General features: G+C 66.5%; 23 protein-coding genes. 10 read left to right on the forward strand and 13 right to left on the reverse strand.

Going from position 1 to position 24163, the window contains the following annotated elements; genetic code table 11:
- Window positions 1–28: 28 nt before the first annotated feature.
- From tolB to LK535_RS10980, 6 genes are all read right to left on the reverse strand, one after another.
- Window positions 29–1444, reverse strand: coding sequence for a Tol-Pal system beta propeller repeat protein TolB (gene tolB / locus LK535_RS10955; RefSeq protein WP_227771952.1), 1416 nt, complete (start codon window positions 1442–1444; stop codon window positions 29–31).
- Between the two features lie 144 nt (window positions 1445–1588).
- Window positions 1589–2659 (reverse strand): cell envelope biogenesis protein TolA, encoded by a 1071-nt coding sequence (locus LK535_RS10960; RefSeq protein ID WP_227771953.1) that lies wholly within the window; start codon window positions 2657–2659, stop codon window positions 1589–1591.
- A gap of 5 nt (window positions 2660–2664) precedes the next feature.
- The gene (gene tolR / locus LK535_RS10965; RefSeq protein WP_227771954.1) at window positions 2665–3096 is read right to left on the reverse strand and encodes a protein TolR; all 432 of its coding nucleotides are present in this window, start codon (window positions 3094–3096) and stop codon (window positions 2665–2667) included.
- A 44-nt stretch (window positions 3097–3140) separates the two neighbouring features.
- Window positions 3141–3833 (reverse strand): protein TolQ, encoded by a 693-nt coding sequence (tolQ, locus tag LK535_RS10970; RefSeq protein WP_227771955.1) that lies wholly within the window; start codon window positions 3831–3833, stop codon window positions 3141–3143.
- Window positions 3830–4297 carry a tol-pal system-associated acyl-CoA thioesterase gene (gene ybgC / locus LK535_RS10975; RefSeq protein WP_321576558.1) on the reverse strand — a complete coding sequence of 156 codons (468 nt, stop codon included), beginning with the start codon at window positions 4295–4297 and terminating at the stop codon, window positions 3830–3832. Before ybgC ends, tolQ begins: the two co-directional genes overlap by 4 nt.
- Window positions 4298–4353: 56 nt before the next feature.
- On the reverse strand, window positions 4354–5307 hold the full coding sequence (locus tag LK535_RS10980; RefSeq protein ID WP_227771956.1) for a hypothetical protein: 954 nt from the start codon (window positions 5305–5307) through the stop codon (window positions 4354–4356).
- 205 nt (window positions 5308–5512) lie between these two features.
- Between LK535_RS10980 and glsA the strand changes: the two genes are divergently transcribed.
- Window positions 5513–6469 (forward strand): glutaminase A, encoded by a 957-nt coding sequence (glsA, locus tag LK535_RS10985; protein ID WP_227771957.1) that lies wholly within the window; start codon window positions 5513–5515, stop codon window positions 6467–6469.
- A 49-nt stretch (window positions 6470–6518) separates the two neighbouring features.
- Here the strand turns inward: glsA and LK535_RS10990 are convergent, their stop codons facing one another.
- Window positions 6519–7505, reverse strand: a complete 987-nt coding sequence (locus tag LK535_RS10990; protein WP_227772269.1) for an NAD(P)H-dependent flavin oxidoreductase — start codon at window positions 7503–7505, stop codon at window positions 6519–6521.
- An 89-nt stretch (window positions 7506–7594) separates the two neighbouring features.
- Here LK535_RS10990 and LK535_RS10995 point away from each other — a divergent pair, with 89 nt between their 5' ends.
- Both LK535_RS10995 and LK535_RS11000 read left to right on the forward strand, forming a co-directional pair.
- Window positions 7595–8011, forward strand: coding sequence for a secondary thiamine-phosphate synthase enzyme YjbQ (locus LK535_RS10995; protein WP_227771958.1), 417 nt, complete (start codon window positions 7595–7597; stop codon window positions 8009–8011).
- Between the two features lie 5 nt (window positions 8012–8016).
- Window positions 8017–9498: an ABC1 kinase family protein gene (locus LK535_RS11000; protein WP_227772270.1), complete on the forward strand. Its 1482-nt coding sequence runs from the start codon at window positions 8017–8019 to the stop codon at window positions 9496–9498.
- Between the two features lie 4 nt (window positions 9499–9502).
- Here the strand turns inward: LK535_RS11000 and LK535_RS11005 are convergent, their stop codons facing one another.
- The gene (locus tag LK535_RS11005; RefSeq protein WP_227771959.1) at window positions 9503–10774 is read right to left on the reverse strand and encodes an aspartate kinase; all 1272 of its coding nucleotides are present in this window, start codon (window positions 10772–10774) and stop codon (window positions 9503–9505) included.
- Window positions 10775–10826: 52 nt separating this feature from the next.
- On the opposite strand from LK535_RS11005, the gene ubiG reads away from it, so the two are divergent.
- The 3 genes from ubiG (at window position 10827) to LK535_RS11020 (ending at window position 14118) form a co-directional block, all read left to right on the forward strand.
- On the forward strand, window positions 10827–11636 hold the full coding sequence (ubiG, locus tag LK535_RS11010) for a bifunctional 2-polyprenyl-6-hydroxyphenol methylase/3-demethylubiquinol 3-O-methyltransferase UbiG (RefSeq protein ID WP_227771960.1): 810 nt from the start codon (window positions 10827–10829) through the stop codon (window positions 11634–11636).
- A 75-nt stretch (window positions 11637–11711) separates the two neighbouring features.
- Window positions 11712–13790: an alpha/beta hydrolase family protein gene (locus LK535_RS11015; RefSeq protein ID WP_227771961.1), complete on the forward strand. Its 2079-nt coding sequence runs from the start codon at window positions 11712–11714 to the stop codon at window positions 13788–13790.
- A 121-nt stretch (window positions 13791–13911) separates the two neighbouring features.
- Window positions 13912–14118, forward strand: a complete 207-nt coding sequence (locus LK535_RS11020; RefSeq protein ID WP_227771962.1) for a hypothetical protein — start codon at window positions 13912–13914, stop codon at window positions 14116–14118.
- Between the two features lie 96 nt (window positions 14119–14214).
- Here the strand turns inward: LK535_RS11020 and LK535_RS11025 are convergent, their stop codons facing one another.
- Complete coding sequence (locus LK535_RS11025; protein WP_227771963.1) at window positions 14215–15573, reverse strand: NAD-dependent succinate-semialdehyde dehydrogenase; 1359 nt, start codon at window positions 15571–15573, stop codon at window positions 14215–14217.
- Between the two features lie 70 nt (window positions 15574–15643).
- On the opposite strand from LK535_RS11025, the gene LK535_RS11030 reads away from it, so the two are divergent.
- The 4 genes from LK535_RS11030 (at window position 15644) to LK535_RS11045 (ending at window position 18115) form a co-directional block, all read left to right on the forward strand.
- A complete protein-coding gene (locus tag LK535_RS11030) occupies window positions 15644–15880 on the forward strand; it encodes an exodeoxyribonuclease VII small subunit (protein WP_227771964.1) in 237 nt (78 codons plus the stop codon).
- Window positions 15877–16773 (forward strand): polyprenyl synthetase family protein, encoded by an 897-nt coding sequence (locus tag LK535_RS11035; protein ID WP_227771965.1) that lies wholly within the window; start codon window positions 15877–15879, stop codon window positions 16771–16773. Before LK535_RS11030 ends, LK535_RS11035 begins: the two co-directional genes overlap by 4 nt.
- Window positions 16774–16775: 2 nt before the next feature.
- Window positions 16776–17282 carry a pantetheine-phosphate adenylyltransferase gene (gene coaD, locus LK535_RS11040; protein ID WP_227771966.1) on the forward strand — a complete coding sequence of 169 codons (507 nt, stop codon included), beginning with the start codon at window positions 16776–16778 and terminating at the stop codon, window positions 17280–17282.
- A gap of 119 nt (window positions 17283–17401) precedes the next feature.
- Window positions 17402–18115, forward strand: coding sequence for a peptidylprolyl isomerase (locus LK535_RS11045; RefSeq protein ID WP_227771967.1), 714 nt, complete (start codon window positions 17402–17404; stop codon window positions 18113–18115).
- Window positions 18116–18297: 182 nt separating this feature from the next.
- Here LK535_RS11045 and LK535_RS11050 read toward each other — a convergent pair whose 3' ends face one another.
- From LK535_RS11050 to LK535_RS11065, 4 genes are all read right to left on the reverse strand, one after another.
- On the reverse strand, window positions 18298–18891 hold the full coding sequence (locus LK535_RS11050) for an exopolysaccharide biosynthesis protein (RefSeq protein ID WP_227771968.1): 594 nt from the start codon (window positions 18889–18891) through the stop codon (window positions 18298–18300).
- Between the two features lie 117 nt (window positions 18892–19008).
- Window positions 19009–21246 carry a catalase/peroxidase HPI gene (katG, locus tag LK535_RS11055; RefSeq protein WP_227771969.1) on the reverse strand — a complete coding sequence of 746 codons (2238 nt, stop codon included), beginning with the start codon at window positions 21244–21246 and terminating at the stop codon, window positions 19009–19011.
- Window positions 21247–21384: 138 nt separating this feature from the next.
- Window positions 21385–22014: an arylesterase gene (locus LK535_RS11060; protein WP_227771970.1), complete on the reverse strand. Its 630-nt coding sequence runs from the start codon at window positions 22012–22014 to the stop codon at window positions 21385–21387.
- Window positions 22015–22115: 101 nt separating this feature from the next.
- Complete coding sequence (locus LK535_RS11065) at window positions 22116–24146, reverse strand: amidohydrolase family protein (protein ID WP_227771971.1); 2031 nt, start codon at window positions 24144–24146, stop codon at window positions 22116–22118.
- Between the last annotated feature and the right edge of the window lie 17 nt (window positions 24147–24163).

A 24163-nucleotide genomic window follows, 5' to 3' on the forward strand; every position in this document is an offset into this window, starting at 1 on the left:
CGTACCCCGTGTTCCCCCGATAACAGATTCACGGCCGGATCGGACCCCAGGACGGGTCGGAGCCATCCAGCGGCGTTGGAACGCGGCGCTCGTTCACGCCGGTGAGGTCGACCGACCAGAGATCCGCCTTGCCGCTGCGGCCCTGTGCCGAACGGTAGAACATCAGCACGCGGCCGTTCGGGGCCCAGGACGGGCCCTCATCATGCCAGCTGTTCGTCAGGATCTTCTCGCCGGAGCCATTGGGGCTCATGATGCCGATCCGGAAGCCGCCCGACATGCGCGTGAACGCGATCAGATCGCCGCGCGGGCTCCAGGCCGGGGTGCCATAGCGTCCGCCACCGAAGCTGATGCGCTGCTGGTTCGATCCATCCGCGTTCATCACATAAAGCTGCTGCCCGCCGGAACGATCGCTCTCGAACACGATCCGGCTGCCATCCGGAGAGTAGCTGCCGCCAGTATCAATGCCCGGTGAATTGGTCAGGCGCTGCGGCGTGCCCCCGCTTGCCGGCACGCGATAAAGATCGGTGTTGCCGCCTGATGCCATGGAAAACAGGATCCAGCGGCCATCCGGCGAAAAGCGCGGTGCAAAGGTCGTGGCGACGTTCTGCACGACCAGCCGCTGCCGCCCGGAACCGATCTCATAAACATAGATGGCCGGCACCCGGCCGACGTAGCTCATGTACACGATCGATTGCTGGTTCGGGGAGAAGCGCGGTGTCAGAACGATCGACTGGCCGTTGGTCAGGAAGCGGTGGTTGGCGCCATCCTGGTCCATGATCGACAGGCGCTTGATGCGGTTTCCCTTAGGCCCGGTTTCGGACACGTAGACCACACGGCTGTCAAAATAGGGTCCCTCGCCAGTCAGGCGGGTGTAGACCATGTCGGCGCACTTGTGCGCAGCCCGACGCCAGTCTGACGGCGGCACCACAAAGCCCTGGCGCATCAGTTCCGTCTGCGCCGACACGTCGAACAGGTAGCAGCCAACAGTCAGCGTGCCGTCCCCATTGGCGCGGATATAGCCCTGCACCAGTGCCTGTGCGCCAGTGCCGCCCCAGTAGTCAAAGGCGGGAGCCTGCACTTCCGGGAACATGACCGTGCGCAGCTGCGCCGGCGACAATGGGTTGAACAGGCCGGAATTGCGCAGATCGTTGGTCACGATCTCCGCAAGCTGACGCCCAAGTGCATCCGTCGAACCGGCTGGCGTTTGCACAACGGTTGCCGCCGGCATGGTCGGGATGGCGATCGGCATTGGCGCCGAAATGCCGCCGGTCACGTCAACTTCCAGCGGTCCGCCCGGCGCTTGCGCGCCCAGAGGAGCAGGTTGCCCGGGAGCGGATTGCGTCTGAGCCACCGGCGCGGGCGCCGCGAGCGGTGGCGGTGGCACATCCTGCGCAACAACTGGCACAGCGAGCATGAGGGGGGCCAACAGGGCAAAGCGTTTCATCGTCTTCCTCTCACTCGGACGTGGTGCCCGGCTCCGTCGCGAAGCCATCCCGCCAATTCACGGGCCTAGATGAACGACACATGTAGCGCACATGAACCAGGCATCGGCGGATCGGCCCCGCGCGACACGCGTATCAGGCAAACGTCACCGCAGCTTCCACTTGAAGTTGATGTTGTTCCATCCGCCATTAGGCGTGTCGTAATATTCCGGCGGCAGTTTCAACGGGGAACACCCCTTGAACGCCGCGATGCCCAGATCCTTGACCCGTTGAGCGTAGCGCTCGTTCTGGGCGGTAACGCCGGTCTGGCGGACCACGGTCGGAGTAGCGGCAAGCGTGCCATTCTCGTTGAGGCGCAGGTTCAGCGTCGTCACGATCTCATTCGCGCCCGGGCCTGGGTCGACCTGACGATCCGCGCATGGCTGGATCTGACGTGCGATCGCCTGAACGATCGAGGCGAGCGCGGTTGCATCGATCTTCGCAGCGCGGGGCGTCTGGCTCCGGCTGGTCGAAGGTTCGGTCGTCAAGCCCTTCAGGAAATCATCGCCCAGCCGGCCGCCGCGCGGTTTCGTCGCCTTCGACTGGCTGTCCGATCCCGATCCACGCGCCTTGGCAGCTGCCGCGGCCTTGGCCTTGGCGTCCGCTGCGGCCTTTGCGCGCGCATCCGCCGCTGCCTTTGCCTTCGCCTCCGCTGCGGCCTTCGCCTTGGCAGCTGCAGCTTCCTTCGCGGCAGTTTCAGCCGCTGCGGCTTTCTTCGCCGCTTCGCGCTCGGCCGCCGGGTTCGGCCTCGGCTTTGGCTTGGGCTGCGGCTTCTCGTCCGGCTTGGGCGCAGGCTGCGGCTTGGGCGGCGCCGGCTTGGGCTTGGGCTCCTGCTTGGGCGCCGCCTTGGGTGCGGGCTTCGGCGGCTCAGGCTTTGGGGCTGGCTGCGGCGGCGCGGGTTCGGGCTCAGGCGCGGGCGCAGGTTCGGGCTCGGCCGGCGCGGGCGGCGCGGCATCGTCCGGCTCGCCAGTCTCCGGGGCGACCGACTGCGCCGGCTCCTCCACTGCTTGCGGCGCGGTCGCTTCCAGCCCCACGTCCTTCACCAGGCTGACGTCGATCGGCTGCTGTTTCAGCTTCTCTGGATTGGGGGTGGAGAGAAAGCCGACAGACAGCAGGCCGAACAGGATCAAATGCCCTGCGCCCGCTACTCCAAGCCCAACCTTTTCCGCCCGCTCCATCCGGGTTACTCGTCCCCGATCGTCACCAGCGCCACGCGGTTCAGCCCGGCACGGTTCAGTTCGCCCATCACGCGCATCACCCGCCCGTAATCGAGCGCACGGTCGGCACGAAGATACACCTGCGGCGGATCGCCTTCACCCGACTGCGCCGCGATCGCGTCGAGCCGAGCGGCCAGCGCGTCCTCAGACACTTCGTCCTTGGCGATGAAGATCCGGCCGTCCGCGTCAAGCGAGATCTCGGTCGGCTCCTTGTCCTGGTCCAGCGGCTTGGCGCGGCTGTCAGGCAGGTTCACCGGCACGCCGGCGGTCAGCAGCGGCGCGGTGACCATGAAGATGATCAGCAGCACGAGCATGACGTCGACCAGCGGCGTGACGTTGATGTCTGCCATCGGAGCGCGGCGCCCGCCGGATCGCTGTGAGGGAAGCGGCATCGCCATCGTTCAGCTCTTCGGAGCAACGATAGGAAGGCTCACCGGGCCGCTCACCGCTCGCGGTCCAGCTGACGCGACAGGGTTGCGTGGAACCCGTCGGCGAAGCGGTTCAGCCGCGCCTCGATGCGGTTGATGCCATGGCTGAAGCGATTGTACGCAATGACGGCCGGGATCGCTGCGAACAGGCCGATCGCAGTCGCGAAAAGTGCCTCGGCGATGCCGGGCGCCACTACCGCAAGGCTGGTGTTCTGCTGGCTGGCGATGCTGGTGAAGCTGCGCATGATGCCCCACACCGTCCCGAACAGGCCGACGAAGGGCGCCACCGATCCAACGGTCGCCAGCACGTTCAACCGATCGGACAGCTTATCGATCTCGCTTGCGACCGCTGCGCCCATGGTGGTCGCCAAACGTTCGCGCGTACCCCCGCGATCGATCACGGCGCCCTGAGTGGAGCGGCGCCATTCGGCAACGCCGGCTGCGAACACACGCGCGCTCGGCAGATCCTCGTCAGCCCGCGTTTTGTAGAAGGCATCGATGTCATCGGCCTTCCAGAAATCGCGCTCGAACGTCTCTGTTGCGCGCCGGGTACGACCCAGCTTGCGCCAGAACATGAAAATAATTGCCCAGGTCCAGATGCTTGCGGCGAGCAGGCCGAACATCACCAGCTTCACGACGATGTCGGCCTGCAGGAACAGCGCAACGGGTGAAAGCGTGGCAGCGTCGGTATTGAAGAACGGGTTCAAGGCCTCTTTTCCCCCTTGTCGACGAGAGCGGCAAAACGGTCGATCCAGTCGCGCGGTTGCCGCCGCGGCCGTCCAGATGGCGCCACGAGCGCCGCCACGACATCCGCCTCGGCCAGCACAAGCGTGTCGCGCATGACTCTCTGATGAATGGAAACACTCGCTGCGCCAACCGCCGTCACGCGCGTGCAGACAACCAGCGCATCGTCCAGTCGGGCGGGTGCCCGATAGCGGATGGCAAGGCTTGCCACGGCATAGGCGCCGGTGCCCGTCTCGTGCGCGGCACGCTGGTCCACGCCGGCCAGCCGAAGCATGTCCGATCGGGCACGCTCCATGAAGCGCAGGTAATTGGCGTGATATACGACCCCGGACAGGTCCGTGTCCTCGAAATAAACGCGCACGGGCAAGCGATGCTCTACGCCGGCAAAGCGCCCTTCCAGAGGCTGGTCGGCTTGGCCGGTTTCCATTTCGCCGTTGTTAACCGAACGTTGCCGGCTCGGGTAGCCCCATGGGGCCGATCTGATCAGTCGCGGAGAACCGCGGCATCAACCTCGATCCAGGGCACCCGGCGCGCGACCGCCGGAGCGCGCGCGGCCGGCGGCGGTGCTGCCCGCGTGCCAACCGCAGCCGCAGGTTTATTGGCCGTCGATGACGGGCCCGCGGCAGCAAGCCGGGTCGCGTTCGGCCCCGCTGCGGCATTCGCCGGCCTTGTTCCGGCCGCCGCAGCCACGCCCGCCCCGGAAGCGACGCTTCGGGAGGGTACCGCGGCACTCGATGAGGTCGCAGGCGCCGGCAGCGGGCTGGGCCGCGCGACCGAGACAGAGGCGGGCGCGGTGGGCTGCATGACAACAGCCGTTGCGCGCGACACCGGTATCGCCGCGGCCGGTGCGCCGCCAACAACCGGGACCGAAACCGGCGCTGCGAGCGCAATCATCGGGCGGGGCGCCAGCATTTCGGCAAATGGCGCATCAAGGGTCGGCAGCACAGCCGCGGCGAACGTCTGCAACTCACCGGGCGTCAGGCGCTCTGATTCGGCCAGCGTCGCTGCCGCGGCGGTGCAGAATGCCTCGCGCGCCTGCGCCTGCGAGAAGAAGTTGTAGAGCCTGGTCATCGCGTCGTCATAGCGATCCTGCCAGTCTCCCCCACCGGCGCGATACTGTTCGGAAAGCTGCGTCTGTGCGCTCGCCAATGTGGCTTTGTGCGTCGCCAGCATGGCATTGTAGCGTTGCACGATGGTCGCTTCCTGCGCCCCGCGGCAGGCGAGCGCCGCGACGTTCAGTGCCACCCGCATGTGCCATACCGTCGCCGCTGGAGAGAGCCCGCGGTTGATTGGCGTGATCGGGGGCGTGACGTGGACCGGAACAGCCGGAGGCTCAGGAGGCGGCACGACCACCGCCACTTCCTTTGGCCGGGAGGCGCAGGCAGCCACCGCAGCGATGGCTGCGACGGCGACGATGGCTTGCGTTACGCGTGACATGGCGGCTCCGTTCTCCCCCCGGCGCTACTACCCGATGCTGTGCCGGCCCATGGGTGAATGCAAGGTAAAGGAACCCGATCCCTCCAATGATCCGGGATCCACTGGCACCGCGCTGATGCCGGTTCCTGCATGCGCCTCGCCGACAGGGCACCGAATCGGTGCAGGCGACGTTGTTGGCCCAACCCAGATCAAGATCGGAGACGGTATGACGCAGACCCCGGCGGTGGAAGAGTTGAACCAGATTGTGACGGACATCGCACGGGAGATCAGCGAGAACGCAGAGGAGATCGAGCGGGCTGCCGATGCCAAGGAGGAAGGGCTTTCCCCCGGCCCTTTCGGCATCGCCGTCACCACTGCGAACGGCGAACTTTTGTCCGCGGGGGCGGCGAAAACCCTCTTTCCGCTACAGAGCATTGCCAAGGTTTTCGCGTTGGAGCTTGCCCTGTGCGCGATCGGGGATGATGTCTTCAAACGGGTGGGACGCGAACCGTCTGGTGATCCGTTCAACTCAATCGTCGATCTGGAGCGAACCGCAGGGGTGCCGCGCAACCCCTTCGTGAACGCAGGTGCCCTCGCGGTCGTGGATATCCTCGTCGAAGCTTTGGACGAGGATGCCCAGGCCAGTGCGGTGGTGAACTTCGTCCGCCAGCACAGCGGGCGGACAGTTATCGACCTGGATCAGGACGTGCTGGCGTCTGAGCACGAAGCCGGCGATCTCAACCGCGCCATGATGAGCTTCATGCGCCACCACGGCAATCTCCACTCGTCGGTAGACGAGGTGATGGAGGCCTATGTCAGGCAGTGCGCCATCATGTTGGATTGCGAGGGCCTGGCGCGAACGGGCCTGTTCCTCGCCCGTACCCGGCGCAATCCGGCCTACGAGGAAGCGGATGCGATTGCCCGGCGCATGCGCAAGCTGCTCGCCTTGATGATGACGTGCGGCCATTATGACGGGTCAGGAGATTTTGCGCTGCGTGTCGGGCTGCCGGCAAAGAGCGGCGTCGGCGGCGGAATCCTTGCCGTCGTTCCGGAAACCGCCGCGATCGCGGTGTGGTCACCTAATCTTGATCAGCACGGAAATTCGATGCTGGGCGTGCGCGCGCTTGAGATGCTGGCACACCGCACTGGCTGGTCCGTCTTTGGCCCGCCCATGATCGGCTGAACGGGCAACGCCCGCCCATGATCAGGCGGGCGTCGACGAGAGCTTGGAGCTATGCCGCGCGCTGCTCCAGCGCCTGCGCCGCCTCGGCTATCAGCGATGCGATGATGTCGGCCAGCGGCTCTTCCTTGGTGACCATGCCGACCGACTGGCCCGCCATCACGCTGCCATGCTCGACATCGCCATCGATCACCGCGCGGCGCAGCGCACCGGCCCAATAATGTTCGATCTGCAGCTGCGCTTCGGCCATCGCCACCGCGCCTTCGTCCAGCGCCTGCGCCACTTCGCGCTGCTTGGCGGTGAACAGCTCGCCGCCGGCATTCTTCAGCGCGCGCACCGGGATCACCGGCAGCCGCGGGTCGATCTGCACGCTCGCCACCGCGTCGCGGGCAGAGGCGCGGATGAAGGCCTGCTTGAACTTGGGATGCGCGATCGATTCGGTCGCGCAGACGAAGCGCGTGCCGAGCTGGACGCCCGCTGCACCCATGTCGAGATAGCCCGCGATCGCCTCGCCGCGCCCGATGCCGCCAGCGATGAACACCGGCACGTCATTGGCGATCGCCGGCAGGATCTCCTGCGCCAGCACGCTGGTCGAAACCGGGCCGATATGCCCGCCCGCTTCCGACCCCTCGATCACCAAAGCATCCACGCCCGAGCGGATCAGCTTCTTCGCCAGCGCCAGCGTCGGCGCAAAGCAGATGACCTTGGCGCCGCTCGCCTTGATCGCCTCCAGCGAGCCCTTGGGCGGCAGCCCGCCTGCCAGCACGACATGGCCTACCTCGTGCTTCGCGCACACCTCGATCAGCGCCATCAGGTCGGGGTGCATGGTGATCAGGTTCACGCCGAACGGCTTGTCGGTCAGCGCCTTGGTCGCGGCGATCTCCTTGTCGAGCAGCTCGACCGTCATCGCCCCGCACGCGATCACGCCGAAACCGCCGGCGTTCGACATAGCGGCGACCAGATTGCGCTCGCTCACCCAGCTCATCGCGCCGGCCATGATGGCCACTTCGCTGCCGAGGAATGCGGCGCCGCGCTCCATGCGGCGGGCGAGACGGGCGGAACCGGAACGGTCAATCTTGGTATCGTTCATCACCGCGCCGCTACACCGGTCGCGCAGCGGAGACAAACATGCGGCAGCACGCCACCGAATTGATTGTTACTGCGCCCGGCCAGGGCCTGCACGAATTCACCCGCGACGTTGTGGCCTGGGTCGCCTCGACCGGGGTGGATCAGGGCCTCCTCACCCTCTTCATCCGCCACACCTCCGCCTCGCTGCTGATCCAGGAGAATGCCGCCCCCGCCGCACGCCGCGACATGGAACGCTACCTCGCCCGCATCGCCCCCAAATCGCGCGATTACGAGCATGACGATGAGGGGCCGGACGACATGCCCGCGCATTTGCGATCGGCGCTCACCGCCACCAGCCTCTCGATCCCCGTCGCGAACGGCCGCGCGGTGCTCGGCACGTGGCAGGGCATCTACCTCTTCGAGCATCGCCGCGCGTCGCACCGCCGGCAGGTCGCGCTTCACCTGATCGGCGAGTGACCGGAATGCTGGGAACGCTGAAAGTCGCCGCCCGCGATCGCGCCCGGCTGGGCGAGGTCGCCGCCGTCATGTCGCGCTTCGGCCTCGACGTGCTGCTCGCCCGCCTCGGGCTCGGCGGCGCGCAGGACCAGCCCGAGCCGTTCGATCTGCCCGATCGCACCCGCCGCGCGCTCGAGGCGCTCGGCCCCACCTGGGTGAAGCTCGGCCAGATCATGGCGACCCGCGCGGATATCCTGCCGCCCCAATGGATCGCCGCATTCGAACAGCTGCAAAGCTCGGCCCCGCGCCTGCCCTTCGAGGAGCTCCGCCCCGCCGTCGAGACCGCGCTCGGCGAGCCGCCCGAAACGGTGTTCGCCCACTTCGATGCCGAGCCGCTCGCCGCCGCCTCGATGGCGCAGGTCCACCGCGCAACGCTGCACGACGGCACCGCCGTGGTGGTCAAGATCCGCCGCCCCGGCATCCGCCCGCGAATGGAGGCGGATCTCCGCCTGCTCGGTGAGGTCGCCCGCGTTATGGAGCGCTCCAATGCGGAGGCCCGCCGCTTCGGCGCGACCAAGCTCATCCGCCAGCTCGGCAGCGCGATCCTGGGCGAACTCGATTTCGCCAACGAGGGCCGCAACGCCGATCTGCTGCGCGACGATTTCGCGCGCGACTCCCGCGTGCTGATCCCGCGCATCCACTGGGATTATACGTCCGAAGCGCTGATCGTGATGGACCACATCCGCGGCGTGCCGCCGCGCAACGCCCAGGTGCTGCGGGATGCCGGGATCGACCCCGCCGTGATCGCCGCCTCGGGCGCGGACATCGTGCTTCAGATGGCGCTCATCAACGGCCGCTTCCACGGCGATCCGCACCCCGGCAACCTCCTGTGCTTGCCCGGCAACCGCATCGGCATGATCGATTTCGGCCTCATCGGCCACGTCAGCCCGCGCCGGCGTGAGGAATTCATCGCCTTCGTCCAGGCACTGGTCACCGACGATCCCGCGCTCCTCGCCGAAACGCTCGCCCGCTGGGCCGAACTGGAACATCAGGTCCCGCGCTTCATGCCGATCGCGGAGGGGCTGGTGGTCCGCCACGGCCGCCGTCTGGTGCTGGCCGATCTCGTCGCCGACCTGTTCGGCACGCTGCGCGAGGAGAAGCTCGCCTTCCCGCCCGATCTGCTGCTTTTGTTCAAGGCGCTGATCACATTGGATGGCGTGCTCGGCGCGATCGAGCCCGACTTCGATCTCGCCGCCGCGATGCGCCGGGCAAGCGGCCGGCTGGTGATGGAGCGGCTATCGCCGGAACGCTGGTCACGCCGCGCCGCCGCCGTCGCACTGGAGGTCGATCGGCTGGGAGACGATCTCCCGCGTCTGATCCGCGCGCTCGTCCGCCGCGCGGAGGCCCCGCCAACGGCTGCCCCGGCGCAGCCGTTCGACAGCCGCATCCTCGCGGCCGCCCTGATCGTCGCCGCGCTGATCATCGCGGCGGCGATCATGCTGACCTAGCGGCTCAGGCCGCCTCGTCGGCGTCGAGGCCGTAGGCGGTGTGCAGCACGCGCACCGCCAGCTCGGTCTCGTCCTCGTTGATCAGCACGCTGACCTTGATCTCGCTGGTCGAGATCGCAAGGATGTTGATCCCGCGCGCGCCCAGCGTCGAGAACATCGTGCTCGCGACGCCCGCATGGCTGCGCATGCCGACGCCGACGACGCTGATCTTCGCCACGCGCGTGTCGTGCACCAGCTCCTCGAAGCCGATCGCCGCACGCGCCTGGTTCAGCGTCTCGATTGATCGCGCGAGGTCCGCCGCCGGCACGGTGAAGGTCACGTCCGTCGAGCCCGAGCCCCGCGCTCCGTGATCGTGCGCGATATTCTGGATGATCATGTCGACGTTGATGTTCGCCGCGGCCAGCGGCTCGAAGATCGCCGACACCGAACCCGGCTTGTCGGGCACTGCGGTCAGCGTGATCTTCGCTTCGTTCTTGTCGTGCGCGATGCCGGTGATCAGCTGGCGTTCCACGTCTTCAACCTCCTCTTCGCCCACGATCATCGTACCGGGCAGTGTATCCGCCATCGGCGCATCGTCGCCGGTGAACGACGAGAGCACCTGGACGCGGACGTTTTCCTTCATCGCCAGGCCCACCGAGCGCGTCTGCAGCACCTTGGCGCCGACGCTGGCGAGCTCCAGCATTTCCTCATACGTCACCTTGGCGAGCTTGCGCGCGCGCGGCACGATGCGCGGATCGGTGGTATAGACGCCGTCGACGTCGGTGTAGATGTCGCAGCGATCGGCCTTGATCGCTGCCGCCACCGCCACCGCCGACGTGTCGGAGCCGCCACGGCCCAGCGTCGTCACGCGCCCCTCATGCACGCCCTGGAAGCCGGGGATCACCGCCACTTCGCCCGCACCCATGCTGGCGAGCAGTGCCTCGGCATCGATCGTTTCGATCCGCGCCTTGGCGAACGCGCCGGACGTGTTGACCGGCAGCTGCCAGCCCAGCCAGGAACGCGCCGGCACGCCGATCGCCTGCAGCGCGATCGCCAGCAGCCCGCTGGTGATCTGCTCGCCGGCGGAAACGACGACGTCATATTCCTTGGGATCGTAGAGCGCGCTCGCTTCGCGGCAGAAGTTCACCAGCCGGTCGGTCTCGCCAGCCATGGCGGAAACCACCACCGCCACTTCGTTGCCGGCCGCCGCCTCGCGTTTCACCCGCGCGGCGACCGAGCGAATCCGCTCGATCCCCGCCATCGAGGTGCCGCCGAATTTCATGACGATGCGGGCCACGGGAATACTCTCGGAGCTTGGGGAAAACAGGCGCGCCTGATAGGAGCGCCCCATGGTGGACGCAACCGTAACAACCGATACCGCTCCGGCCAGCCCCGGCGCAAGCAGCCCCGATTACGCCAGCCCCGATCACGCGAGCCCCGATCACGCGAGCATCGTCGCGACCGAGGCGGCGCATTTCGGCGCGATGGCGAAGGACTGGTGGGATCCGCGCGGTTCCTCGGCGATGCTCCACCGGCTGAACCCGGTGCGGCTGCGCTACATCCGCGAACAGGCCGACCGGCACTTCGATCTCGATCCGGCGAGCTTCACGCCGCTTGCCGGCAAGACCGCGCTCGATGTCGGTTGCGGCGCCGGCCTGCTGGCGGAGCCGTTGAAGCGCCTTGGCGCCGCCGTCACCGCGATCGACGCCGCGCCCGAAAATATCGCGGTGGCGCGCGAGCACGCGCACGCGAGCGGTCTCGTCATCGATTATCGCGCCGGCGGCGTGGAGGCAGTGGCGGGCGAGACGTTCGACCTCGTCACCTGCCTCGAGGTGATCGAGCATGTCGCCGATCCTGCGTCCTTCGTCGCCGGCCTCGCCGGCGCGCTGGCGGAGGGCGGCCTGCTGATTCTCTCCACCCCCAATCGCACCCCGCTGTCGCGCGTCGCGATGATCACGCTTGCCGAAGGGACCGGCCGGATCCCGAAGGGCACGCATAATTGGGACAAGTTCCTGACGCCAGAGGAACTGACCGAGCTGCTCGACAAGGCCGGCCTCACCGTGCGCGAAACGCGCGGGCTCAGCTTCTCGCCGACCGCCGGCTTCACCCTCTCGGACTCGCTCGCGCTCAATTACCTGATTACCGCCACCCGCGCCTGAACCACCGCGCGCAATCCACCGCTTGCGCGCCACGCCCGATCGCGCTTCAACGCCGCATCCTCACCGGAGACGTTGATGCGCATCTTGTCCTTGCTTCTCGCCTGCACCGCCATCGCCGCCGCGCCTGTCGCGGCCCAGCAGCAGACCAACGCTGCCCCGGTCGACGGCCCCACCCGCACCTTCACCGGCGCTGATCTCTTCGGCCTCTCGATCGCCGCCGATCCGCAGATCAGCCCCGACGGCCGCACCATCGTCTACGTCCGCCGCACCGGCGACATCATGAGCGATCGGATGCAGTCCTCGCTGTGGCTGATCGATGTCGCGAGCGGCAAGCAATCGCCCTTCGCTACCAGCGGCTCAAGCCCGCGCTGGTCACCGGACGGCACGCGCATCGCCTATGTCGCCGCGGACGGCGATCGTGCGCAGCTGTTCGTTCGGTGGGTCGCGACCGGCGCCAGCACCCGCGTCACCAGCCTGCCGGGTGACCCGAACAGCCTCGCCTGGTCGCCTGACGGCAAGCGCATCGCCTATATCGCCACCGTTGCCGGCCAGCCGACCACGCTCGGCAAGGCGCCCGCGAAGCCGGAGGGTGCGAAATGGGCCGAGCCGCTCGAGGTGATCGACCGCATCACCTATCGCAACGACGGACCCGGCTATCGCAAGCCCGGCTATGACCATCTCTTTGTCGTCGCGGCAGAAGGCGGCGCGGCGCAGCAGCTCACCTTCGGCAAGTTCGACGATGGCGGCCCGCTTTCGTGGAGTGCCGATGGCCGCACCATCCTGTTCTCCGCCATCCGCGGCCCCGATGCCGAGCGCCAGGTGATGAATTCCGAGGTGATCGCGGTCGATGCGAACAGCGGCACGCTGCGCACGCTCACCAGCCGCGACGGCCCGGATGCCGCACCGCGCTATTCTGATGACGGCAGCCGAATCGCCTGGATCGGCTTCGACGACAAGCGCCGCGCCTATACCAATGCGGAGCTTTACGTCGGCGATGCGAACGCTGCGGCGCCACGCTCGCTGACCGCGTCGCTCGATCGCTCGATCGAGGACGCGCAATGGGCCGGCGACGGCCGCTCGCTCTACGCCAGCTATGACGACAAGGGGCAGCGCAAGCTCGCCCGCATCGGGCTCGACGGGCGTTCGACGGTGCTTGCGGATAATCTCGCCGGCGGCGGGCTCGACCGCCCCTATACGGGCGGCGACTTCTCCGTCTCGCGCGGCGGCACCGTGGCGTACACCGGCGGTGACGCCTCGGCACCCGCGGACGTATGGGTGTGGAGCGGCGGCAAGGCGCGCCGCCTGACGAACCTCAACGCCGTGCTCACCGCCTCCAAGACGCTGGCACCGGTGCGCAAGGTCCCGGTGACGGCGCCGGACGGCCGCCCGATCGACGCCTGGCTCGCCACCCCGCCGGGCTGGCAGCCGGGTACCCGCGTGCCGCTGATCCTGGAGATCCACGGTGGGCCGCATTCCGCCTATGGCCCCAGCTTCGCGACCGACGTCCAGCTCTATGCCTCGGGCGGCTACGCGGTGCTGTGGACCAACCCGCGCGGCTCCACCTCCTACGGCGCCGAATTCGCGAACCTGATCGACAAGAACTACCCCAGCCAGGACTATGACGATCTCATGGCCGCGGTGGATGCGACGATCGCCGAAGGCGTGGCCGATCCCAACAACCTGTTCGTCACCGGCGGCTCGGGCGGCGGCGTGCTCACCTCCTGGATCGTCGGGAAGACCAACCGGTTCAAGGCGGCGGCCACGCAGAAGCCGGTGATCAACTGGATCAGCGAGGCGCTGACGATGGACAACACGCTGTTCACGTCGCGCTACTGGTTCTCCAAGCTGCCGTGGGAAGATCCCATGGGTTATTGGAACCGCTCGCCGCTCAGTCTCGTCGGCAACGTGAAGACGCCGACGCTAGTGGTGGTGGGTAGCGAGGATTACCGCACGCCCGTGAGCGAGAGTGAGCAATATTATGCCGCGCTCCAGATCGCCGGTGTGCCAACTGCCCTCGTGAAGGTGCCGGGCGCCAGCCATGGCGGCTTCACCAGTCGCCCGTCGCAATCCGCGGCGAAGGCGAGCGCAATCCTTGCCTGGTTCGATCGCTACCGCGGCGCCGCTCCAGCCGCGGCGGCAACGCCGACCAACTGAGCAATCGAACCTACTGCTGCCGCCGCGCCGGGTATTCCGTCGCGGCGGCACGTCAGTGCGCGGCAGTGTTACGGTTTGTGCCGGATTGCGCACGACTGATAGCCGGGATAGCGTCACCAACATGGTCAACCGTCGTCAGATCGCCCTAGCCGCTGGTGCGCTGTCGTTGACGGCGCTTGCCACCGTTGATCGGCCAAGCGCCGATGTACAGATTTTGACCCATGACAGTCGTGATGCCGCGCCGGCGCGCTTCCAGGCGGCTGTGGACCTGGGCGTTGCCAGCGCCTCCATTCTCGTGACGTGGACGGCCGAGCGCCTGGTGCGCTGAGCCTGAGCGGCTACACGGAAGCATCAGCGATCGCTCGCGCCCGATGGCCTCGAACGAACGGAACGCAAATCACCCGAAGGGGCGCCCCCTTCAGCGTCAGTTGAACACGGTCTTCAAGTTCATGAATTCGTGAAGGCCGTAACTGCCCAGCTCACGACCATGGCCTGATCGCTTGATGCCGCCAAACGGCGCTTCGGGCGTGGAGGCAAGCATCTTGTTTACCGCCATCATGCCCGAGGCGATATCGCGGGCGAAGCGCGCCTGCTCTTCCCGATCCTCGGTCCAGACCGAGGCGCCGAGACCGAACGGAACGTCGTTCGCCAGTGCGATCGTCGCATCCATGTCATTTGCGCGAAATACCATGGCAACCGGCCCGAACAACTCCTCCTGCGCCGCGGGATCGTCGATGGGGACGTCCACCAATATCCCTGCCGACATGAAGGCGCCCTTCCCCGGCAACGCCTCGCCGCCGAACAGCAGGCGTCCACCCGCCTTCCGGATCCGGGCGAGCTGATCAACCACGGTCTGGCGCTGCTCCTCGCTGGACAGCGGACCCATCTGAGTTGCGTCATCCATCGGATCACCCGCCACCACCGCCTTCATCCCGGCGGCAAACTTCTCCAGAAAGGCGTCGTACACGTCGGTGTGCACAATCATCCTTTTGGCGCAAATGCAGGATTGCCCGGTGTTCTGGACGCGGGCTGTCACCGCCGCTTTGGCTGCGGCATCCAGATCGGCAGACGGCATGACGATGAACGGATCGGAACCGCCAAGTTCCAGGACAACCTTTTTCAACGCCGCACCCGCGGCCTCCGCCACTTTCGCGCCGGCCCCTTCGCTGCCCGTCAGGGTCACCGCCGAAATCCGGTCATCCGCGATCAGCCTCGCCACCTTGTCGCTCTTGATCGGAAGGTTCTGGAACAGGCCGGCAGGCGCGCCGGCCGATCGAACGCGCTCTTCCATGGCGGCCGCGACGCCTTGGGAAACAGAGGCATGTTTCAGCAAACCGGCGTTGCCGGCCATGATCGTGGGTGCAAGCCAGCGCACAACCTGCCAATATGGGAAGTTCCACGGCATCACGGCCAACACAGGCCCGATTGGAAGATAGTGGGTGGTCGCCGTGCCGCCCGGCACCTTCACCTCGCGGGGGGCCAGCATCGCCGGCCCATTTTCCGCATAATAGCGGAAAGCCGCGACGCACTTTTCCACCTCGGCGATCGCGGACTTCAGCGTTTTGCCCATCTCGCGAGTCGCGATCTCCGCCAAACGACGCTTGTCGGTCTCAAATGCTTCCGCGATCCGCTCCAGCAGCCCGCATCGCGTCTCGTAATCCGTGATGCGCCACTCGTCCCACCCGGCGCGCGCTGCGTCGAGGCGCTCCTCGATCTCGTGGTCGTTCAGTTCAGGATAGCGAGCAAGTGGCTCGCCGGTGGCCGGGTTGATGGTTTGAAACATATTGCCTCAAACGATTGCTGAGCGGCGCGTATCCTTGACCCCTGGCGGTGGCGTGGCCCATAGCGCGCGCATGGACAATCCTGTGGAGAGCCTGACGTTCGAGGCCGCGCTCAAGGAACTCGAGTCGATCGTCGCACGCCTCGAGTCCGGGGACACCCCGCTGCAGGACGCAATCGAGCTTTACGAACGCGGCAATGCGCTGCGCGCGCGTTGCGCCGAACGGCTCGATGCCGCGCAAGCGCGCATTGAGGCAATCCGGCTCGACGCGGAAGGTCGCGCGACCAGCACGCCGTTCACCGCCGGATGAGCCCGTCCCCTGCGCTTGCAGCGGCACTGGCCGACACCGCGCGCGAGATCGACGCCCGGTTCGACGCACTCCTGACGATCCCGGATGATCCGCGCGCGGATCTCTATCGTGCCATGCGCCACGCAGCGATCGATGGCGGCAAGCGGCTGCGTCCTTTGCTGGTTTTCGCCACCGCTCGGCTGTTCAACTGTGACATGGAGTGCGCCGCGCGTGTCGCCACGGCTCTGGAGGCGATCCACGTCTATTCGCTGATCCATGATGATCTGCCGGCGATGGACGATGACGATCTGCGGCGCGGCCGGCCCACCGTTCACAAGCAGTTTGGCGAAGCAACCGCGATCCTGGCCGGCGACTGCCTGCATGCGCTGGCATTCGAGGTTCTCGCCGATCCGGCGACCCATCCCGATCCGTTCGTACGCGCGGAACTGGTGCTCGATCTTGCCCGTGCGGCCGGGCCCGCCGGTATGGCCGGCGGCCAAATGATGGACCTTGAGGCCGAGCGCGCGAGCTTTGATCTCACCACCGTTACGCGTCTGCAGGCGATGAAGACGGGGGCCCTGATCCTGGCAGCGGTGGAGGCAGGGGCGATCCTTGGCCGTGTGCCGCCGGAAGGTCGCGTTCACCTGCGTGGTTATGCCCGGGATGTCGGCCTGGCCTTCCAGATCGTCGACGATCTCCTCGATGTGGAAGGCGACGAGGCACTCGCCGGCAAGAAGCTGCGCAAGGATGCGGGCGCAGGCAAGGAAACCTTCGTCTCCTTGCTGGGCATTGAGCCGGCCCGCGAACGCTGCCGGTTGCTGGTCGATCAGTCGATCGCCCATCTTCGCCACTACGGGCCCGAGGCGGACCTGCTCCGCGACATCGCGCGCTTCGTGCTTCAAAGGGACCATTGAGCATGACCACTCGCATCGGCGTTTATCCAGGCACTTTCGACCCGATCACCCTCGGCCACATGGATATCATCCGCCGCGGCGCGAAGCTGGTCGATCGGCTGGTAATCGGCGTGACGACCAATCCGTCGAAAAGCCCGATGTTCAGCCTGGAAGAACGCATGATGATGGTGAAGCGCGAATGCGCCAGCCTGGATGCGACTATCGACGTGGTCAGCTTCGACCTGTTGCTGATGGACTTTGCCGAGCGTGAAGGGGCGAGCGTGATCGTCCGCGGCCTGCGCGCCGTTGCTGACTTCGAATACGAATATCAGATGGCGGGCATGAACCAGCAGTTGAATGATCGCATCGAGACGGTCTTCCTGATGGCCGACGTGGCATTGCAGCCGATCGCCAGCCGGCTGGTCAAGGAAATCGCCATTTTCGGTGGTGAGATCGGCAAGTTCGTGACCCCGGCGGTGCGCGAGGAAGTCGTCGCGCGTGTCGCGGAGACCGGGCGCCGCGGCAGGTAACCCCTTCCGGCGGCACAAGGCCGACGCCCTCAGGGGCAACGCGCACGGTCGCGCAGTTCAGTTTGGCGCAAGGCGCGATCTGGTTTAGGGCCTGGTCAAACGATCTGGTTGGGAAGACGATGCGGTTTGTTGGAATGATCGCGATGCTGGCAGCGTTGCTGGCAGGGCCGGCCATGGCCCAGGAAAAAACCCCGGAAACGCAGGCGACCGCAACCGCTTCCAAGCAGCGCTACACGCCGCCGCCCACGACCGACCTTGAGAATACCTGGTTGCTGGACCTGTCGAGCGGCGGCCGCGTGTCCATCTGGCTGCGCCCCGACGTGGCGCCCGACATGGTACGCCGGATCAAGAACCTGACCCGTCGCAAGTTCTATGACGGCCTCACGTTCCACCGCGTGATCGACGGCTTCATGGCCCAGGGCGGCGACCCGCAGGGCGACGGCACCGGCGGATCGGACCTGCCTGACGTGAAGGCTGAGTTCAATTACCTGCCGCACGTACGCGGTGCGGTCGCGGCGGCCCGCGCCCAGGACGAAAACAGCGCAAACAGCCAGTTCTACATCATGCTGATGCCGCGCCTCAGCCTGGACGGTAAGTACACCGTTTTCGGGCGCGTGCTTCAGGGCATGCAATATGTCGATGCGATCGAAAAGGGCGAGCCGCCGGCGAACCCCACGCGTATCCTCCACGCTTATATCGCGGCCGATAATCCTCCGCCTTATCAGGCAGCGCCGGTCACCCCGCCGCCGTCGCTGGACGCACCCGCAACGCTCCCCAGCGCCAAGCCCGCGGGCAACGCGAAGCCGGCAACCAAGGCCAAGCCGCGCCGCTGAACGCCGTGAGGGAGTGCGGAACGTGCCGCACTCCTCCTGCCCGAACGTCGTCACCCGGGCGGACAATCGCGCTCTGCGTGACAACGACAGGCGCCGATAAGGCGAGAAGCCTGACCGCCGACCGGCCGGCATGTCACTGGGCGACGATCGTCCCAGCGCTCAACGCGCCCTTTAACCGAAGGCTAGGCGCGCGAACTGAGCAGGCCGGCCGCCACCGCCAGCGCCGCTCCAGCCGCCACGAAGGCGACGATCATCAGCAGACCGTCCTTGACCAGCAAGGCCATGCCGAACGCCGCGATCGCAGCCATCGGCGCCGTGGTCGCCAGCGGCAATAGCTCCAGTGGCGGGATCGCCAGGGTCAGCACGAGGATCGCAGCAGCCGCCACCCTGACCATCGGCCCCTTCGTCAGCCCCGGCAGCCGTCCGTGGAACCACTTGTCCATCCGCTTGCCGACCGGCCGGACCTTCTCGACCGCCTTCTTCACTTTCTCGGAACTGAGCGAGCGATTGGCAAGAAAACCCGGCAGCCAGAGATGCTTTCGGCCGAACAGCATTTGCACAGCGGTCAGCACGATCACCAGCGCCAGCACAGTGGGCAAGCCGGGTATCGAGCCCACCGGCGAGATGTCGATCAGCGGGATGATGACCAGAAAGGGAGCGTAGCTTCGGTTTCCGAACGCCTCGATCGTCTGACCGAGCGACACTTCGTCCTTCTCGTCTGCCAGTTCGTCAAGTCGGTCGAGTATGTCGCCGACGCTGTGCGGTTCATCTGCCATCCGGTGCTGAACGGCGCGCCGCGTGCCACGGTTCCGCCACCGTAACGGTCTCTGCATACGCATAGGGCCGCGGCACCCGTGGATGCCGCGGCCCCTGTGTCACCGTCTAGGCTGCGATTACTTGTACTTCAGGTCGAAGCGATCGGCTTCCATCACCTTGGTCCAGGCCGCGACGAAGTCCTTCACGAACTTCTCCTTCGCGTCGTCGCAGGCATAGACTTCGGCCAGCGCGCGCAGCTGCGAATTGGCGCCGAACACCAGGTCGGTGCGCGATGCCCGCCAGCGCGGCTCGTCGGTGGCGCGATCGGTACCGATGTAGAGCTCGTCGCTCTTCTCATCGACCTGCTTCCACGCCGTGCCCATGTCGAGCAGGTTGACGAAATAATCGTTCGTCAGCTGCCCCGGCTTGTCGGTCAGCACGCCATGGTCGGTATCGCCATGGTTGGCGCCGATCACGCGCATCCCGCCGACCAGCACCGTCATCTCCGGCCCGCTCAGCCCCAGCAGCTGCGCCCGGTCGACCAGCAGCTCCTCGGTCGGCACGTTGAACCGCACCTGCAGGTAGTTGCGGAAGCCATCGGCCTTTGGCTCCAGCACATCGAAGCTCGCGGCATCGGTCTGCTCTTCCGTCGCGTCGGTGCGGCCCGGGGTGAACGGCACCTCGATGTCATGACCGGCCGCCTTCGCCGCCTGCTCCACGCCCACGCTGCCGCCCAGCACGATCAGGTCGGCGATCGACACCTTCTTGCCGCCGCTCGCGCTGCCGTCGAAGTCCGCCTTGATGCGTTCATAGACGTCGAGCACCTTGGCGAGCTTCTCGGGCTCGTTGACGTCCCAGCTGCGCTGCGGCTCCAGCCGAATGCGCGCGCCATTGGCGCCGCCGCGATGGTCGGACTGGCGATAGGTCGAGGCCGAGGCCCAGGCCGTCTTCACCAGCTCGCTCGTCGACAGGCCGGAATCCGCGATCTTCTGCTTCAGCGCCTGGACGTCCGCCGCATCGATCGGGGCGTAATCGGCCTTCGGGATCGGATCCTGCCAGATCAGATCCTCTGCCGGCACGTCCGGGCCGAAGTAGCGGATCTTGGGCCCCATGTCGCGGTGGCACAGCTTGAACCACGCGCGGGCGAAGGCATCGGCGAACAGGTCCGGATTGCTGCGGAACCGCTCGGAGATCTCGCGGTACTTCGGGTCGACCTTCATCGCCATGTCGGCGGTGGTCATCATTGTCGGCACCTTGACGCCGGGCGTATGGGCCTTGGGCGCCAGCGTCTCAGGCGGGTTGCCGATCGGCTGCCACTGCCACGCACCGGCCGGGCTCTTCACCAGCTCATATTCGTGGTCGAGCAGCATCTCGAAATAGGTCATGTCCCATTTCGTCGGGGTCGGCGTCCACGCGCCCTCGATGCCGCTGGTGATCGTGTGATCGCCCATGCCGCTCTCGTGGGTGGACGTCCAGCCGAGGCCCATCTGCGCAATGTCCGCGCCTTCCGGCTCTGCGCCGACGAGCGATGCGTCGCCCGCGCCATGCGCCTTGCCGAAGGTGTGGCCGCCGGCGGTGAGCGCCACGACTTCCTCGTCGTTCATGCCCATGCGGTGGAACGTCTCGCGGATGTCGCGCGCCGAACCCTTGGGATCAGGCTCGCCGCCCGGCCCTTCCGGATTGACGTAGATGAGGCCCATCTGGATCGCCGCGAGCGGGTTCTCCAGCGCCAGCCCCGACTTCTCGTCGATGCGCGTCTGGCCGAGCCATTCCTCCTCGGTGCCCCAGTAGATGTCCTTCTCGGGCTCGAACACGTCCTCGCGCCCGCCGCCGAAACCGAACACCGGGCCGCCCATCGATTCGATCGCGACATTGCCGGTCAGGATGAACAGGTCGGCCCAGCTCAGCTTGCGGCCGTACTTCTGCTTGATCGGCCACAGCAGGCGCCGCGCCTTGTCGAGGTTGCCGTTATCCGGCCAGCTGTTGAGGGGGGCGAACCGCTGCGCGCCCGATGACGAACCGCCGCGCCCGTCGCCGGTGCGATAGGTGCCGGCCGAGTGCCACGCCATGCGGATGAAGAACGGGCCATAGTGACCATAATCGGCCGGCCACCACGGCTGGCTGTCGGTCATCAGCGCGCGCAGATCAGCCTTCACTGCTTCCAGGTCGAGCGTCTTGAATTCGGCTGCGTAATCGAAATCGTCGCCCATCGGATTTCCCGACAGGCCATTCTGTTGAAGAATTTCCAGCGAAAGCTGGTTCGGCCACCAATCCCGGTTCGTACGGCCGAGCAACTTGCGAAGCGCGGCCGGTTCCTTGGAATGATCGCTGAGGGGGCTTCCGGTAACCGGGCAGCCGCTGGTCGTCGCGTCCATGGGGGATCTCCTCATCCTCGGCACATTGTGCGCCAAGACTAGGCCGATGCGGCGCCGTTGAAAGCGACATAAATTCGTCAGCGACAGCGAGGAAATCGATCAGTTCTTCAGGAACAAACTGCCGGATCGATCAAACCGTTAGGCGGCGCGCGCCGCGGCAACGGGCGAAAGCGCGCGTTCAATCGTCGGCAGCAGATGGTCGACAACAGCGGTGATCGCGGCACCATTGGGGTGAATTCGGTCGGCGAGCACCATGGTCGGATGGCCGAGAACACCGGGCGGGAAGAAGCTGGCCAGCAGCGTGCCGTGTCGCGCGGCAACCTCCTGATGGATGCCCAGAAAAGCGCCGGTTCGCGCACGCAGGAACGCCGGCGGCTCCAGCGTGGTCAGCAGAACCGGGATGTCACAGCGGCTGAACTCAAGGAGGATCGCGTCCAGATTGCCCTCCGTTTGCGCGGGCGAGAGGCCCCGCAAAACGTCATTGGCGCCAATTTGCACGATGGCGAGATCCGGACGCTCGGTCAGCCGCGACAGCACACCCGGCAGACGGCGCCGGGCGTCGCCGCTGGTGTTGCCCGACACGCCGGCATTGATCACCCGCGCCCCGTCGTGCCGCTCGCGCAGGCGATGTTGAAGCTGGGCGGGGAAGCTCTGGTCGGCAGCAAGGCCATATCCGGCGACAAGGCTGTCGCCAAAGGCAAGAACCAGCGGTGCGTTGGTGGGCATGATCAGCAAGATGGTGATCCGCCACGGTTTTTCGAGGCTCATCGGCCAGCGAAAGCTTGCCGGCGGCAGGGCGGGAAAGGCGCGGGGCCTCACCCCTGCACCACCGGGTGCGCGAGGCGGCCAAGACCGCCCCGCGCAGCCGATCAGTTGGCAGCGCCGCTCACCAAGGGCGCGGGCGCGAACGGCTTGATGCCGAACTCGGGATAGACTTCTGCCGGATAATAGAAGGTGCCGTCCTTCACGACCATGGCGATGCTCTTGACCGCCTTGAAATCCTTGGTCGGATCGCCCGGCACCAGGAAGAAGTCAGCCAGCTTGCCCTTCTCGACTGAGCCGAGCGTCGCATCCTGCCTGAGGTACTTGGCCATATCCCAGGTCGCGCGGGTCAGGATCTGCGCCGGCGTCATGCCGACCTGCTGGTACAGTTCCAGTTCGCGGTGAAAGGTGAAGGATCCGCCCGTATCGGTGCCCGGCACGATCATCGCGCCGCGCTCGTTCAGCATCCGCACCGTCGCGACGATCTTGTCATAGGCGCCGCGATACGCCGCATCATCGCCCGGCGCGGTTGCGTCGATCCACGCCTGCTTCAGACCGCGCTGAGCGCCGATCGGCAAGTGATCGAAATAGTCCGCCGCACCCGGTGCCATCTGGCCATCGCGATTGAGCAGCAGGTTCTCGTGGATGCCAAGCGTCACGTCGATCGGCGTCTTGCGCGCGGTGACGAGGCCCATCGTATGCTGCACCCGTTCGCTGTTGAGATCCAGCGATGGCAGCCGCTTCAGCGCGGTCAGCCGGAACAGCGTACGCGTGTCCTCGGTCGGCTTGATCACCCATTGCAGCATGAACTGGTTGATATGGGTCATTTCGTCGAACCCGGCCTCGATCATCTGATCGGCGGTGGCGAACGCGGGCACGTGGCCGGCCACCTTCAGGCCGCGCGCATGGGCTTCCTTCACCAGCGCGGGGATCCACGCCGGATTCATGCTGTTGTACGACTTCACGCCCCAATAGCCGCCATGGTCGGCATACCAGCGGACTGCCGCAACGGCCTCCGCCTCGCTGTTGACGAGAATGCCGTTGTTGGCGCTGAACTGGCTCTTGCCTTCGATGAAGCCCGCGCGAACGATGCGCGGCCCGGCGATCACGCCGCCGTCGATGCGCTCGATCAGCTTGTCGAGCACCGCATTGTCATTGCCCATGTCGCGCATGGTGGTGACGCCGGCGACCAGGTTCAGCAGCGCGCCTTCCTGTCCGGTGTGGGCGTGCATCTCGTACATGCCCGGAATGATCGTGCCGCCAGCGCCGTCGATCACGACCTCGCCCTTGCCGCCCTTCTGCGTCAACGGCTCGACGCCCATGATCTTGTTGCCGGATACCAGCACCGACGCCGGCGCGCCGACCGTGCCGGTCTTCGAATCGAACACCCGCACGTTGCGGATGCGCACCGTTCCCGAATAGCGGTGCGCCACCTTCTTGTTGATCGCGACAAACCGATCGGTGGACCATTGCGCGGCCAGGGTCTTCAGCCGCTCCGCTTCATCCTCATAGCCGGCGCGCACGATCACCTGCCGGGGAGACACGCTCGCGAACATCTCGCCCTTCTCGTCGAGAAGGACCGTGTCCGGCGTGGTCTCGATCCCGCCGAGATCATAACGCGTGACCTTCAGTGGCCCGCCGGTGCCGTTCACCGTCAGCGTCTCGCCCTTGGTCAGCGTCAGCGTCCCACCCGGCAGTGCGGTGATCGTGGTGCCGCCCGCCTTCATGATGGCGCGGGCATAAAGTGCGGTCGCCCAGGGGCTGCCGCTCTGGGCCACATAGACGGCCGAACCCGTGGCGTTGGCCGTCCCCTTGCCGGTAGCATCCGTCCAAGTGGCCTGCGCCCCTTGTCGCGCGAAATGCTCCTCGACCTTGGAGCCGAAGGTGGTTGTGCCGTTGATGTCCCAGGCGACAGGCAGGCCCTTGGCATCGAGCTGCAGGGTCTCTTTCATCGTCGGGCCGCGGCCGTTGTTCTTGTAATCGAAGTCGATGGCCGTGCGGTCGCCCTGCACATCGGCATTCAGATGGCCCACGTTCTTGCCCCCGAAGATTACGCTGTAGCGCTGCATTTCCGCGGCGGCGTTGGTGGCAAGCGAAAGGGCGAGCGCAGCAATTGCTGCCGAGGACAGGAGCTTCATACGCCCGCCGTTACGTG

Origin of the sequence: Sphingomonas sp. IC4-52 (assembly GCF_020707225.1) — a bacterium.
Lineage (GTDB): Bacteria > Pseudomonadota > Alphaproteobacteria > Sphingomonadales > Sphingomonadaceae > Sphingomonas.